The sequence below is a fragment of the Alteromonas sp. 009811495 genome (assembly GCF_028865455.1).
Taxonomy (GTDB): Bacteria; Pseudomonadota; Gammaproteobacteria; order Enterobacterales; family Alteromonadaceae; genus Alteromonas.
Window position 1 is genome coordinate 3,605,173 of sequence record NZ_CP113972.1, and the last position, 13,661, is coordinate 3,618,833.

12 protein-coding genes are annotated in these 13,661 nt (G+C 42.2%); 8 read left to right on the forward strand and 4 right to left on the reverse strand.

The genetic code is table 11. From position 1 onward, the window contains the following. Positions 1 to 34 precede the first annotated feature (34 nt). Entirely contained in the window at positions 35 to 499 is a 465-nt protein-coding gene (locus OZ660_RS16230) for an RNA recognition motif domain-containing protein (protein ID WP_202262479.1), read from the forward strand. 73 nt (positions 500 to 572) lie between these two features. On the opposite strand, the gene OZ660_RS16235 is transcribed toward OZ660_RS16230, so the two are convergent. Continuing rightward, the gene (locus tag OZ660_RS16235) at positions 573 to 1,889 is read right to left on the reverse strand and encodes a DUF5610 domain-containing protein (RefSeq protein ID WP_274741642.1); all 1,317 of its coding nucleotides are present in this window, start codon (positions 1,887 to 1,889) and stop codon (positions 573 to 575) included. A gap of 202 nt (positions 1,890 to 2,091) precedes the next feature. Between OZ660_RS16235 and trmA the strand changes: the two genes are divergently transcribed. Then, positions 2,092 to 3,186 carry a tRNA (uridine(54)-C5)-methyltransferase TrmA gene (gene trmA, locus OZ660_RS16240; protein ID WP_274741643.1) on the forward strand — a complete coding sequence of 365 codons (1,095 nt, stop codon included), beginning with the start codon at positions 2,092 to 2,094 and terminating at the stop codon, positions 3,184 to 3,186. 114 nt (positions 3,187 to 3,300) lie between these two features. Here the strand turns inward: trmA and fabR are convergent, their stop codons facing one another. Then, positions 3,301 to 3,903 (reverse strand): HTH-type transcriptional repressor FabR, encoded by a 603-nt coding sequence (gene fabR, locus OZ660_RS16245; RefSeq protein WP_159627885.1) that lies wholly within the window; start codon positions 3,901 to 3,903, stop codon positions 3,301 to 3,303. Positions 3,904 to 4,124: 221 nt separating this feature from the next. Between fabR and OZ660_RS16250 the strand changes: the two genes are divergently transcribed. From OZ660_RS16250 to sthA, 4 genes are all read left to right on the forward strand, one after another. Continuing rightward, positions 4,125 to 5,489, forward strand: coding sequence for a DsbA family protein (locus OZ660_RS16250; RefSeq protein ID WP_274741644.1), 1,365 nt, complete (start codon positions 4,125 to 4,127; stop codon positions 5,487 to 5,489). Positions 5,490 to 5,500: 11 nt separating this feature from the next. Then, positions 5,501 to 6,445 carry an alpha/beta fold hydrolase gene (locus OZ660_RS16255; protein WP_274741645.1) on the forward strand — a complete coding sequence of 315 codons (945 nt, stop codon included), beginning with the start codon at positions 5,501 to 5,503 and terminating at the stop codon, positions 6,443 to 6,445. Positions 6,446 to 6,594: 149 nt separating this feature from the next. Beyond that, the gene (locus OZ660_RS16260; protein ID WP_274741646.1) at positions 6,595 to 7,722 is read left to right on the forward strand and encodes an acyl-CoA desaturase; all 1,128 of its coding nucleotides are present in this window, start codon (positions 6,595 to 6,597) and stop codon (positions 7,720 to 7,722) included. A 184-nt stretch (positions 7,723 to 7,906) separates the two neighbouring features. Beyond that, positions 7,907 to 9,328, forward strand: coding sequence for a Si-specific NAD(P)(+) transhydrogenase (gene sthA, locus OZ660_RS16265; protein WP_274741647.1), 1,422 nt, complete (start codon positions 7,907 to 7,909; stop codon positions 9,326 to 9,328). A gap of 51 nt (positions 9,329 to 9,379) precedes the next feature. Here the strand turns inward: sthA and OZ660_RS16270 are convergent, their stop codons facing one another. Continuing rightward, a complete protein-coding gene (locus OZ660_RS16270; RefSeq protein WP_159627875.1) occupies positions 9,380 to 9,685 on the reverse strand; it encodes a pyridine nucleotide transhydrogenase in 306 nt (101 codons plus the stop codon). A gap of 134 nt (positions 9,686 to 9,819) precedes the next feature. On the opposite strand from OZ660_RS16270, the gene OZ660_RS16275 reads away from it, so the two are divergent. Next, positions 9,820 to 10,386 carry a uracil-DNA glycosylase family protein gene (locus OZ660_RS16275; protein ID WP_274741648.1) on the forward strand — a complete coding sequence of 189 codons (567 nt, stop codon included), beginning with the start codon at positions 9,820 to 9,822 and terminating at the stop codon, positions 10,384 to 10,386. On the opposite strand, the gene OZ660_RS16280 is transcribed toward OZ660_RS16275, so the two are convergent. Further along, entirely contained in the window at positions 10,383 to 12,608 is a 2,226-nt protein-coding gene (locus OZ660_RS16280) for a bifunctional diguanylate cyclase/phosphodiesterase (RefSeq protein ID WP_274741649.1), read from the reverse strand. The genes OZ660_RS16275 and OZ660_RS16280 overlap by 4 nt on opposite strands. A gap of 138 nt (positions 12,609 to 12,746) precedes the next feature. On the opposite strand from OZ660_RS16280, the gene OZ660_RS16285 reads away from it, so the two are divergent. Then, positions 12,747 to 13,652 carry a TIGR03899 family protein gene (locus OZ660_RS16285; RefSeq protein WP_274741650.1) on the forward strand — a complete coding sequence of 302 codons (906 nt, stop codon included), beginning with the start codon at positions 12,747 to 12,749 and terminating at the stop codon, positions 13,650 to 13,652. Positions 13,653 to 13,661 lie beyond the last annotated feature (9 nt).

Below are 13,661 nucleotides of genomic sequence, written 5' to 3' on the forward strand. Positions count from 1 at the left end.
TCCAACCCATAATAAACAATAGAAAGGTAGGTATATGAAAGTAGGCTTTATTCAATGCGCTGTTATTAGCGCTATTTTTGCAATTGCAGGTTATTTGTTATTTTCTTCAGCTAGTTTAAATGTACACGTTCCATTGACCGTGTCCGCCGCTTTGCTCATTAGCGGTATCGTCACACCATGGCTAGCATCTCTTATTCAAAGCACATCTTCCTCAGATGCCAGAGATAACACTCAAGAAGGTTCCATTGAAACACTCTACGTAGGTAATTTACCTTACCGTGCAAACGAGAGTGCAGTTAAGGAATACTTTAGCAGTTATATAGAAGTACAGTCTGTCCGCCTAATGAAGGATCGCAAAACAGGTAAGCGTAAAGGTTATGGTTTTATTGAAGTGATCACTGACGATCTAAATAGCGTCATTGATAAAACTAACGATTCCATCTTTCAAGAACGTACGCTAAAAGTACGCCCAGCGAAAGATAAGGTCGAACACGCTTAAGGTATGTTCATGTTGATATAAACAAAAGCCCGGACTCGTTCCGGGCTTTTTTATATTTACAAACTCTTCCTAATTATGAATTAGCAGTTGTCTCTGTGCTTTGCGGAAGTCCTTGCAACAAAGTTTGGTTAAAGGTATGAAATCTATTTATTGCCGATACCAAGTCAGGCACCTGAACGTCTTCCATTTTACTAATTAGTCCCGCAATTAAGGTATTGTAATCTTCATTGCTAGATAACGTACTTTCTACATTGGAAAATGTGCTCATCATTTTATCTAGGTATTGCGAGATTGGACTCACAACATTTCCAAATTGCGATTTGTCACTTTTCTCATCATTATAATGCTGAATATTTTCATACGTCTTTAGGACTTCTGTTTGTGTTGTCCTGTTCAGTTGAAGCGCGTAACCAACCAGTTCCTTATCATCAAAGCCCAAACTGAGTGCTTCTTCAAACGCTTTGTCTATGTCTCCACTATAAAACGTATCTGCAAGATCCTGAACTTGCCCAACGAGATCCGCAACTGATTGAAGCTCATCTTCATCTAACTCACCTTTGAGCGAAAAACTAATACCGCTTCTTTCGTAATATTGGTAAGAAGTGGTTTGCTCAGCTGTAAACGATTGCGAATCACTACTTGTTTCAGCGCCGTTGTCATCTGACGCGTTTTGCGTACCAGAATTTTGTGCAGTGAATGACAATTGCTGCGAAGCCTGAAATGACCGAAGACTTTCAAAGCTAAATGTCACCTCATCGCCATCTTTGGTTCGGATTAAAAGGCTTCCTGACTTTTCATCTGACGCTGATACTGCTTCTAAAGACGTTAATGACACCGCAGTAGCTTCATTGCGACCAAAAATGTCTGTTTCTAGGTCGTCAATGCCCGTATCAATCAAGTCACGGCTTTTTGTCATTCCTTGCTGAATTTCGTCATTCATAAACCCCGCAAGATCTTTTTCTGCCATAGCAAAGCCACGACTCACACCTTCTCTCGCTTGGCTAAATAATCCGGTGAGCTTTTCATCACTAGCCCCACCATTCGCCGCACCTCGAATCACTCCCCCCACAAACTTAAGAACGTTCCTCGCCACCTTTTCAAAATCGAACAAACTGGTCGACTTTTCTTCAATCGCTTTGTCTTTCGATTCCTGTGGTTTTTGGCCGTCAACCTCAAGTGTTTGGTTAAGACTGCTGCTGACAACACGTAGTCCGATACTGGTCTGACTGCTTGATACCGACACCGACGCCGCTTGTTGCTTTGAAAACTCGGCAGCTTGTTGCAACCCATCTTGTTGCAATTGCTTTTTCAGCGCCTCATTCGGGTGAACTGATGCCTTTTGCTCAGCCTTTTGGTCTCCCATAAAGGCTTTAATTTGACCCACGTTCATAATTTGATCCTCACTATCCTCTTTCTTATTATCGGCACTGAATCAGGATTGTTTAATTTTAATACACCTTTTTTATCCCTGCTTGTATAAAAGTGCTTATAAAGCCATTTAGCATTGCACATATTTTGTGAGGGACTACAATTCGCGACCTTGCAAAACAAAACAACGGTGTTAACCACGAAATCGTGATGGAGAGAGTAATATGACCGCACCAGATCTGAAAAACTATCAAGCTCAGCTTGACGAAAAAGTTACCCGCCTAGGTGACTTACTTTCTCCATTTAATGCACCGAAGTTAGAGGTTTTTAGTTCCCAGCCTACGCATTACCGTATGCGTGCTGAGTTTAGGGTTTGGCATGAAGGTGACGACCTATATCACATCATGTTCAACCAAGAGACAAAGGAAAAATACCGTGTCGACGCTTTTCCACCAGCATGCGAGACCATTAATCGCGCAATGACCGCGTTGCTGGAACACGTAAGACCGTCAGAAGTCTTAAGGAAAAAGCTTTTTCAGATAGATTACCTTTCTGCGCTTTCAGGAGAATTGGTAATAAGCCTCTTATATCACCGTCAACTCGACGACGAATGGGAACAACAGGCAAGAGCATTAAAGCAATCACTTGAAACTGAGTTTAAAAAAGTAAACATCATTGGCCGAGCTCGTAAGCAGAAACGCGTTATAGGTGATGACTTCGTTATTGAGCGATTACCAATTAAAGACAGAACATTCATTTTCAAACATATTGAAAATAGCTTTACCCAACCAAATGCTTCGGTAAATTGCAGCATGATTGAATGGGCTCTTGACTGTGTTACCCCCCTTACCGGTGATCTACTCGAAATGTATTGTGGCGCAGGAAACTTCTCACTTCCTTTGGCGCTTCATTTCGACAATGTGGTTGGAACTGAAATAGCGAAGCCGTCAGTTCAAGCTGCACAGTTCAACATAGAACAAAACAAACTGAATAACGTAAAAATTGTTAGATTAGCCGCGGAAGAATTTACACAAGCCATGAAAGGCGAACGTACGTTTAGTCGGTTAGAAGGAATTGAACTGAAGGATTACAACTTTACAACGGTTCTTGTCGACCCTCCGCGCGCAGGCCTTGATGTAGAATCACTAAAAATGATTCAGGATTACGACAACATTGTATATATCTCATGTAATCCCGAGACGCTTGCACAGAATCTTGAATCACTTTGCAAAACTCACGAAATAAGTGCAGCGGCGTTATTCGACCAATTCCCGTTTACACATCACGTCGAAGCTGGTGTGCTATTGTCACGAAAATAGAGCACGGCTTCTATACAAAAAAAGTATACTAAAGAGGCCAAAAGCGGCCTCTTTTACATTAGAGAATGTTAGTTTTTGCGCTTTAGTTTTACGGTAAAGATCAACACCCTCTCGTTATTTCTTACCTACAGTTGTCGTTGCGCCCACCTGCACAAACCTCAGTTGAGCTTTAACTTTTTCACCAATTTCACCACGCAATTTATCGTCAGCTTCCAGTGCTTCAGCCCCCGCACTGAAAACAAGTCTCACCATCGCATCAGCTTGCAATTGCGCACATGCATATTCCACACTTTGTTGCTCAATAATATAGTCGGTGAGCTCATCAATAAAATGCTGTATTTCTCGAAAAACTGCTAAACGATACGCCGAAGACGTTCCTGTGTGCTCACGCAATAATAAACGAAATACATTTTTATTCGCTGCGATAAACTCCATGAAAGTTTCTACTGAGGTATGAATAACACCGCCGCCAGATGCAATGCGTCGCCTGGCCTGCCGCATCAATTGTCGAAGTGCTAAACCAGCTTCGTCGACCAATGTAAGCCCCAATTCATCCATATCTTTGAAGTGTCGATAGAAAGACGTAGGAGCAATACCTGCTTCACGAGCAACTTCTCTTAAGCTAATTGCCGAAAGACTTCGGTTTTCATCAAGCAAAGAGAACGCGGCGTGGATGATATTTTGGCGGGTTTTTAATTTCTGTTCTTGTCGGCTCACAGTTACACCATATTAAGAGGCCCTAGCATAAGACTTTGTAGTCTATCGTAAGAGTATGCGTCAAAGAAACAAAGAAGGTGAATTCTCGCTTAAGCAAATGTTGACGATATTAAAACGTGACGAAGTTAATATTTTGTTAAGAACTGAAAATAGAGTGTGATACGGTAGTTTAATAGAGTCTGCTGTCAAATAACCAAGGGGCGTATTGTGCCTAGTTTATTGTGAAAAAGGTCATTCAACCCTACTTACTAAGAGCGATATCAAGTGACGTATTGCGAGATGGACGGCGCAAATTTCACCGCTTACTACGCCGTCTTACAAATCGTAAGGCATGCATTAATGTTTATCTGAAAGTGGATGATCCCTATTCATACCTTTTAGTGCAGGCGCTCCCCAGTATAGAAAAGCGCTTTAATGTCGAGTTTAGTGCTAACGTCATTTATTCATTGCAAGAAGACATGTTTCCCGAACCAGAATTATGGGCAAAACACGCGTTAGTTGACGCAAATTATGTGGCTTCTCTTTATCACTTCAAATTTTTACCACACCCCAACAAGTCACAATCGGCGATTGATGTAGCACATTACGACGCCTACGCAATACATTTACAAGATAGAATTGACCAAGGAGACAGTTGGCAAGCTTTACTCCGTATATTTGAAGATTACTGGCAATCACGCAATGCTAACGAGCCATATCGTCAAATGAAACAATCAAAGAACGCTGATGCCCTCAAAATAAAGCTCAAAGAAAATAGTAATTCCCTATCACAGCAAGGGCACTACCTACCTGCGACCCTCTATTTTGAGGGAGAGTGGTATTGGGGCGTAGATCGCCTTTGCCATTTGGAAGAGCGTTTGTTACACGAGAATCTAGGAAAACTACCTACTATCCACGTTGTTTTCGACCGCAGTTATTTGAATATTCAAAGCTCAATAATACATAACGCCGCACTACCCTCTGTAAAAGTGGAAAACGTCCCCCCTATTGAACTGTTTTGGTCAGCACGCAGTCCTTATTCCTATATCGCACTTTACAAGGCCATATACCTTGCCAACGCGTATGGTGTACCACTTAACGTAAAGCCTGTCCTACCTATGATGATGAGGGGACTAGATGTCCCTAAAAAGAAAGCCCTTTACATATTCTTAGATACCACACGAGAAGCTCGAAAATTGGGCATTGAATACGGTTTTGTCGCAGATCCCTTAGGCCCTGGCGTTGAGCGTTGTTACTCCCTTTTACGTTTTGCTCGCGAACGAGGACGCTACCTTGAATACCTTTTGGCATTCGCACAAGGCGTAAATGCCAAAGGCATTAGGGCAGACACCAATGAGGGAATGAAACGTATTGTTGAACAAGCGGGATTAAATTGGACCGAAGCAAAATGTCACCTAAGCGACAGTCACTGGAAAGAGGAAGTGGTATCAAATCAACAAGAAATGTACGCCTTTGGTAATTGGGGTGTACCGATTTTTCGCTACAAAAACACGATGGTGTGGGGTCAGGACAGAATGTATGTCATTGAGAGAGAATTACGAGACGCAATGAGAACATCGCCGGTCTCAATTCATCAACTAGATTAAGAACTGTCAAAATGAATAGCACAAAGTATATTGCATCCAATTTATCCATTGAGCAGTGGCAGCAAACTGGCCAAATGTTTCCTTATTGCGAAATGAATATCTTTTACCAGGACAGTAAATACAGTGAATTGGGTGTAAAAAAGATTCATCCCAATAATTTGCAGGTTGCTCCAACAGTAGTTTTAATACATGGATTCCCTACCGCTAGTTGGGACTGGCACAAAATATGGCCTTCACTGTGTCAGCACTTTAGAGTGATTACACTTGATATGCTTGGATTTGGCTTTTCCGATAAACCAAGCGAGTATGACTATTCAATTCACAACCAAGCGAATGTTTTCGAAGCACTGTTAAAGCACCTTAATATAACGCAATGTCATATCATCGCCCATGACTACGGTGATTCTGTTGCGCAAGAGTTACTTTATCGACACGCCCACATTCATCACAATGATGAAGGACTTACCCTACAAAGCGCGACACTCCTTAACGGCGGACTCTTTCCTGAAACTCATCGACCTAAATTTATTCAAACTTTGCTGAATTCTCCTCTGGGCTTCTATGTCGCTAAGTTGATCAGCAAAAAAAGCGTTGATAGCAATATGCGATCTGTCTTTGGAAACGATACTCAACCAAGTGTTCAGGAACTAGAGGAAATGTGGCAGCTTATTAATTTCAACCAAGGAAAGCAGGTTTTCCATAAACTCATCGGGTATATGACACAACGCAAATATCACAGAGAGCGGTGGTTAGAGGCGTTAACACACGCCGTTTGCCCAATACAAATTATCAACGGTAGTGCGGATCCCATATCAGGAGAGCACATGGTAGAGCGGTATGAGACATTAGTCTCAAGCAAGAATATCGTTCGCATCGCAAATGTTGGGCATTACCCTCAAATGGAAGCACCTGAAGCCGTTAGCGAAACAATCATCTCTTTTATAAACAAGCAATAAGCGATTTTCACTTCAAATGTCGACGCGAATTTGACGGCATAATCTATAATTAAACTTTACACATGTAAGCAGAACTTATCTTGGTTTTGCTTGCCTGAACTTCCGTAAAACGATAAATTAGCGAACAGTTGTAAGCCAAGTTGTATAAAATGAAAAAACCTCCTCTTATTTTGACTAACGTGCTGGTATTTTTAATATCTGGCGCGATTGCATTTATTGGTGTTCCACTTTGGGTGGCATATCAAGGTATTGATTGGGCCGAAATTGGCACTGCTATATTCCTATTTTACTTTACAGGTATGTCTATCACTGCTGGCTACCATCGCTTGTGGTCACACAAAACTTATGACGCCAATGTTGTGGTACGCGTCATACTCGCAATCGGCGGTGCCATGGCACTGCAAAATAGTATTTTGCACTGGTCGTCAGATCACCGCATTCACCATCGTCACGTTGATGACAATGACAAAGATCCCTACTCAGCCAAAAAGGGGTTGTGGTTCGCTCACATAGGGTGGATGCTGCGTGAATATCAAGCGAAACGCTATGATGATTACAGCAATTGCAAAGACCTACAGAAAGACAAGGTCGTAATGTGGCAACACAATTATTATCTCCCTATCGTTCTGGCGGCTAATTTTGGTATTACTGGATTGCTAGGATATCTAAATGGTGATGTGCTTGGCATGATGTTAATTGCGGGTGTTCTTCGTCTGGTATTGGTTCATCACGTCACCTTCTTTATTAATTCACTTGCCCATTTTTGGGGTAGTCAACCTTATACCGACAAGAACACAGCAAGAGATAATGGTGTTCTAGCATTCTTCACCTTTGGTGAAGGTTATCATAACTATCACCATATCTTTGAGTATGACTATCGCAACGGGATTCGTTGGTATCAGTTTGATCCAACCAAGTGGTTGATTAAAGGTCTTTCTTATTTTGGGTTAACACGTAATCTTCGCAAGGTACCTGAAGAACGTATCGAAAAAGCATTGGCAGCTATGCAACTTCAGCGTGCTAGCGAACAAGTCTCTGTATTACCAAATGCTGAAGAGTTAATGCACACCATTCAGCAAGAATACGACTTACTTATGCAGCGTATGAGCGACTACTACTCAACAAAGAAACGGGTAATGCGTATTAAGCAAAAAACATTGAAGCGCAGTATTGAAGGATTAGAGCTAGCTTATAAGTACAAGGAACTAAAGCACGCGTTTGCTGTTCAAAAAGAAAAATGGTTACAACTGCAAACCTTGTCTTTGCAAATGGCATAAGCCAATTTAGTTAACAATACGCGTAAAAAAACCACACCAGCCTTTGGCTCGTGTGGTTTTTTATTATCTACGACTAGAGTCGGTTGGAATTACTGTGGTAGTCAGGTAATACTATGATAAGAGCGTGCTAGGTTTTGCTTGGTACACGCTTATCTAAAATAAAAAACAACGAGTTGGGAAAAACATGGCAACGAAGCAAAAAACAAAAGCACCGTCGTACCATTATGATGCGATCGTAATCGGAACAGGCCCTGGCGGTGAAGGTGTGGCAATGCAGCTTGCTAAAGCGGGAAAGAAAGTTGCAATAGTAGAGCGCTACGACGCTGTAGGTGGAGGCTGTACTCATTGGGGCACAATACCCTCTAAAGCGCTGCGCCATTCCGTTAGTCGCTTAATTGAATACAATACGTCACCGCTTTTCGCTGACAACCATTTAAGTAAGAGTCTTACATTTTCCGACATTATGCGCCATGCCAGTGGTGTTGTTAAAAGCCAAACTCGACTGCGCTCCTCATTCTATGAACGCAATCGCGTAACCTTGTTTCACGGAGAAGCAAGCTTTGTTGATGCCCATACGTTAGAAATTACCCGAAAAGACGGTTCGAGAGATACTGTCACTGCGGGGCAAATTGCCATTGCTACGGGCTCTCGCCCTTATTGCCCGAAGGATATCGACTTCAATCACCCGCGTATTTATAACTCAGACACTATTTTGTCTTTAAATCACGATCCTAAATCCATTATTATTTATGGAGCAGGGGTTATCGGCTCTGAGTACGCCAGTATATTTAGAGGGCTTGGCGTAAAAGTTGATTTGGTGAATATGCGCGATCGTTTACTGTCGTTTCTAGATACCGAAATTTCAGATGCGTTGAGTTATCACTTGTGGAATAACGGCGTGCTTATTCGCCATAACGAAACCTATTCATCGGTGGAAGCAACTGACGATTCAGTGATCCTTAACCTAGCGTCGGGTAAGCGAATGCGTGCAGATTGTTTGTTGTTTGCAAACGGTCGAACGGGTAATACCGATACGCTTAAACTTGAAAACGTAGGACTTAAGGCAGACAGCAGAGGGCAGTTAAGCGTTAATGAGAACTACCAAACTGAGGTCGATAATATCTATGCCGTGGGCGATGTAATTGGCTATCCTAGCTTGGCATCAGCAGCCTACAATCAAGGTCGTTTTGCCGCCGAAGCGATGCTGGACAAGAAAACCCATGCCGCACTGGTCGCAGATATTCCGTCGGGGATCTATACCATTCCTGAAATAAGCTCTGTTGGTAAAACAGAACAAGAACTCACGGCTGCAAAAGTGCCTTACGAAGTAGGCCGCGCCCAGTTTAAACACTTAGCCCGTGCACAAATTGCTTCTACTCAAACAGGTAGTCTTAAAATTTTGTTTCATAGAGAGACCAAAGAGATCCTTGGGATCCACTGTTTTGGCGAGCGTGCATCGGAGATCGTACATATCGGTCAGGCAATTATGCAGCAAAAAGGCGAAGGCAACACGATTGACTACTTCGTCAATACCACATTTAACTACCCAACGATGGCTGAGGCTTATCGTGTTGCAGCTATTAATGGCTTAAATAGAATTTTTTAACAGGCACAAAAAAGCCGGCATCAAGCGCCGGCTTTTGAGCTAACTATATAATTAGTTACGGTTCGCAGCTAAGGCATTCAACGCGTCTTTATGAGCCACGATATCAATGTGCATTTTTTCTTGATCGAATGTCATTGTTGCAATGGCGTAGTCGCCTTGACTCTCGCTAGCAACTTCAATCATTTTTGCTTGTGCATCACGGAAACGAATGTTGTTACCGATTTGGTCGGCCATACATTGGTTATTCATTTCGAATGTTTTCGCATCCATGCAATCGAAAAGCTGGTTACTGCCAGATTCCGCATGCGCAATACCAAATGCAGCTGATAATGCTAATCCAAGTACTACTTTACGCATGTCTCTTCTCCTGTGTTACAGTACATTACTGTTAAATGTAAATATACTGTATATACGTTAGATAGTCAATTCAGATCATAGTAATGTTACAGAAGTATGACAGTGTGAAATATTTGACGAGATTTGGAAAAAAATTGTCTGAATTCCGAAACTTAGTAGAAAATATCAAGGCTTGCACTCTATGTAGTGACAAACTACCCTATGCGCCGCGTCCAATTTTTTCTCTACATAATAAGTCTAAGATCCTTATTATTGGTCAAGCACCAGGCTTAAAAGCCCATAAAAATGAAAAGCCATTCGACGACTTAAGCGGTGAGCGTCTACGCCATTGGATGGGGATCAGTGCTGAATTATTTTACCAACCTGAGAATGTCGCTATTCTACCAATGGGGCTCTGCTTTCCTGGCTTAATTAACGGCGCTGATGCACCGCCAATCAAACGTTGTGCGCCTACTTGGCACCCTTCTGTTCTTGCACACTTAAAACCAGTACTTACACTTTATGTCGGCCGTTATGCGCAACAATATTACGTTAAAGAGTACAAGACACTAACAGAAGCGGTAAAACACAATAAGCCCAACGAATATGTGCTTCCTCATCCATCTGGACGAAACAACCGATGGCTAGCTAAGAACCCGTGGTTTGAAAATAATGTCGTTCCTCGGCTGCAGCAGCACGTAGCCGAGGCATTACGCAGTTAATCTTGCTCTTTCAATAATTCTAGCAGGTCGTCAAAGGGCATTGGTTTAGCATATAGATACCCTTGTGCTTCATCGCATCCCAATTTTATCATGTAACTTGCTTGCTCACGTTTTTCAACGCCTTCTGCAATAGTTAACAATCCCAATTTGTTGCCCAATGTCACGATTGTTTCAGCAAGAACAGCGCTTGCTCCGGGCTTGATGTCCTTAACAAACGAACGGTCTACTTTTAAACGATCCAGTGGTAATTGCTGTAGGTAACTCATAGATGAGAAGCCTGTGCCAAAATCATCAATCGCGATTTTCACACCAAATTCTTTTAATGCTCTAAGTGCATCAATCACAATTTGTGGTTCGTCCATTACCACACTTTCAGTGATCTCCAGTTCTAACAAGCTTGGATCGCAATTAGCGGTAGACAAAGCATGCTTAACTTTATCGACAAATAAACGATCTCTGAATTGTGGAATAGAAATATTCACTGCAACACGCAAATGACCATAATCTAGCTCTCGTAGTTGCTGTAGCCTGCGGCAGGATTCTTCTAATACCCACTCACCTATATCAACAATCAAGCCAGAGTATTCAGCCAAAGGAACAAATACTGCGGGTGAAATATAGCCGCCGTCACCGTCAGGCCAGCGCAATAACCCCTCCATTCCCACTACTTTTTCACTCAGTAAATCTACTTGAGGTTGAAACCACAGTTCGAGCTTGCGTGCAGCAAAATCGTTGCGCAAACGCCTAATCATATCTAGTCGCCACGTAGTTTGGTCTTCAATATCCTTCGCGTAATACTCAAAATTATCGGTTAAGTTCTTCTTAGCACGATTAAGCGCGATATTAGTTCGCTTGAGAATTTCTATACCAATATTACGCTTGTTATCGAGCTTGCATAAACCCAGCGTTACATTAACAGGTAACGTGTGATCCCCAACTTGAAATGAAGATTCAAATATCTCATTGATTGAATCAGGCGAAACTGAGGTTGCTGGCCCTATAAGACCAAAGACATCGGCACCAATTCGCCCTTTTTTAACGTCATCACCAAACGCGGTTTGAAAACGGTCGCTTATTGCGCGTAACAGATCGTTCCCAACTTCCTGACCTAGTCCATCGTTAATATCAGAAAAGTGATTTACATCGATAAGCGCCACGCAGCAATCTTCGCATGCAAAGTTATGTGGCTTATCGAGCATATTAATAAATTCATTTCGGTTAGGTAAACGCGTTAGCCAATCTCTAAATGCTGCATTTCTCAATTCATGGAATAGATTTACGTTTTCGTAGCCAACGGAAATGCTTGATAAAAACACTTCTAATAAATCGCGGTCAAGGTCACTGATTTCATGTGTTTGGCGAACGTAGACTGCGGCTTCAAAGCCTGCTCGGCTAATAAATAAAACCGAGAACCCAGCTTCAAAAATGTGTTTTTTAAGGCGTAAGCAGCGTGACACGTTATCTGCAATTTCGTCTTTCTGCAGCTCTTCAATAGGCTTGTTAATGTACTTTGCATACTCACCGGCAGCGCCAAGCACATAAACATCTTCATCTTCACGGTCAATCAATGAGCCCGCTCTGGCACAAAGTAAGCCTTCTGAATCCAGTCCTATAAGCGAACTTATTTGTGTGACGACACCTTCACAAAAAGCTTTAACCGAATGTTCTTCAAACAAATTAGCTGACGACGTAATGATTTTTTCTAAACCGGCGCGATTTTGACTTATGGTAATGATTTGCTGATAAGAACGCAGAGAGGCAATAATTGTGGTAAGTAACTTGGCTCTTGTGAGCTCTGTTTTCGTCTTATAGTCGTTAATGTCGTAAACTTTGATGACTTGCTCTTCCGGCGCATAACCGGGCTGGCCTGTACGTAAAATTATGCGAGGCTCAAATAGCTTCATATCTTCGCGAATGTACTTGACCACTTCAAAACCGGCATCATCGGTTTCCATCACTACATCAAGTAAAATAATGGCAATGCTATTGCCATATTCGTGCAGTAATTCCTTGGCTTGTTTACCTGAATAGGCATGGATGAAATTAAGCTTGCGGTCATTGACCACTAGATCAGACAAAGCAAGACGGGTGACGGTATGAATTTCTTCATCATCATCTACAATAAGAATGTTCCAGTCTTTGCCTAGAAGTACTTGTTCGTCAGTTGACCCATCATCGTCTAAGAAGATGAGTTCGTCATTATCGTAATCCATTGCCGACATTACCACTTATTTCCTCAACATATACAATACTAGAATGCGCTACTCATTGTATAAAGGCAACGATTACATTGATAATTGGGTTACGCAATGCAATAGTGCTCCCCTAGTGCCGTTAAATTTATCACTTAACACATTTATATGAAGATTACGCCACAGCATTTTTCCCAACAGGTAAATAAGACACCTGCACCTGAGGAAAAAGCTAAACCAAACGCTGCAGACAACATACCCACAGAGCGAAACACCGTCAACGCCAAGGTAGACGTGAGTCGTCAACGAATGCTGTCTTGGTTTGCGCGCGTCGGTATTAGCCCTTCGATGTTGTCGCCTGATCCGAAAAAGCAAAAGCATGCTATCGAACGCAGAAAACAAATCCTTGAAACACAAAAGGCCAGTAACCTTCAAGCTGTCCTAAATATAGCACTAAATGTAACAATCAACGAACAAACTACAGAGAATCTTGACCCAGATTGGTTTTTTGCTTTTAGTACTATGGCTGAAGTGATTTACAGCCCGCCTATGCAGGAATTATGGGGAAAAATTTTTGCTGTAGAAGTAGCACGTCCCGGTAGCTTTTCGTTGCGCACCTTACAGCTCTTGAAAACCCTCACCCATCGCGATGCAAAGATTTTCAGTAAAGCGGTAAGCGTGGCAAGTAAAAGAAATAATGATCCCGTGCCGCAAATTTTAGTAGGGTTTCACAGAAGAAAAGGGCTTTTTTCGTTTTTGAAACGCCCTGTGCCTGAGCATGTAAACTTAGCATCGATTGGACTGAGCTACCCTGACTTGTTGTCATTACAAGAAATGAAACTCATTTACGCGAGTGAAATTGAGAGTGGCGAGTATACAGAAGGCCAGAAAGTGTCTCTGCGTTGTGTCAATGACACCATTGATCTCACGTGTCAGACATCGGGTGTCGCGTTGGTGTATTATAAATTTACACCCGTGGGGAGCGAGTTATATACCCTTGTAGGTAAGTCGCCCAATGAACCGTATTTAGCGGCCCTAAAAACAGTTCTGGGCGAAGTATTCAGTATTACCTAGGTTGTTAAA

Coding starts and splice junctions, on each gene's coding strand:
- OZ660_RS16230 (WP_202262479.1), top strand. CDS start 35: ATGAAAGTAGGCTTTATTCAATGCGCTGTTATTAGCGCTATTTTTGCA.
- OZ660_RS16280 (WP_274741649.1), bottom strand. CDS start 12,608: ATGTCGGCAATGGATTACGATAATGACGAACTCATCTTCTTAGACGAT.
- sthA (WP_274741647.1), top strand. CDS start 7,907: ATGGCAACGAAGCAAAAAACAAAAGCACCGTCGTACCATTATGATGCG.
- OZ660_RS16260 (WP_274741646.1), top strand. CDS start 6,595: ATGAAAAAACCTCCTCTTATTTTGACTAACGTGCTGGTATTTTTAATA.
- trmA (WP_274741643.1), top strand. CDS start 2,092: ATGACCGCACCAGATCTGAAAAACTATCAAGCTCAGCTTGACGAAAAA.
- OZ660_RS16255 (WP_274741645.1), top strand. CDS start 5,501: ATGAATAGCACAAAGTATATTGCATCCAATTTATCCATTGAGCAGTGG.
- OZ660_RS16285 (WP_274741650.1), top strand. CDS start 12,747: ATGAAGATTACGCCACAGCATTTTTCCCAACAGGTAAATAAGACACCT.
- OZ660_RS16235 (WP_274741642.1), bottom strand. CDS start 1,889: ATGAACGTGGGTCAAATTAAAGCCTTTATGGGAGACCAAAAGGCTGAG.
- OZ660_RS16270 (WP_159627875.1), bottom strand. CDS start 9,685: ATGCGTAAAGTAGTACTTGGATTAGCATTATCAGCTGCATTTGGTATT.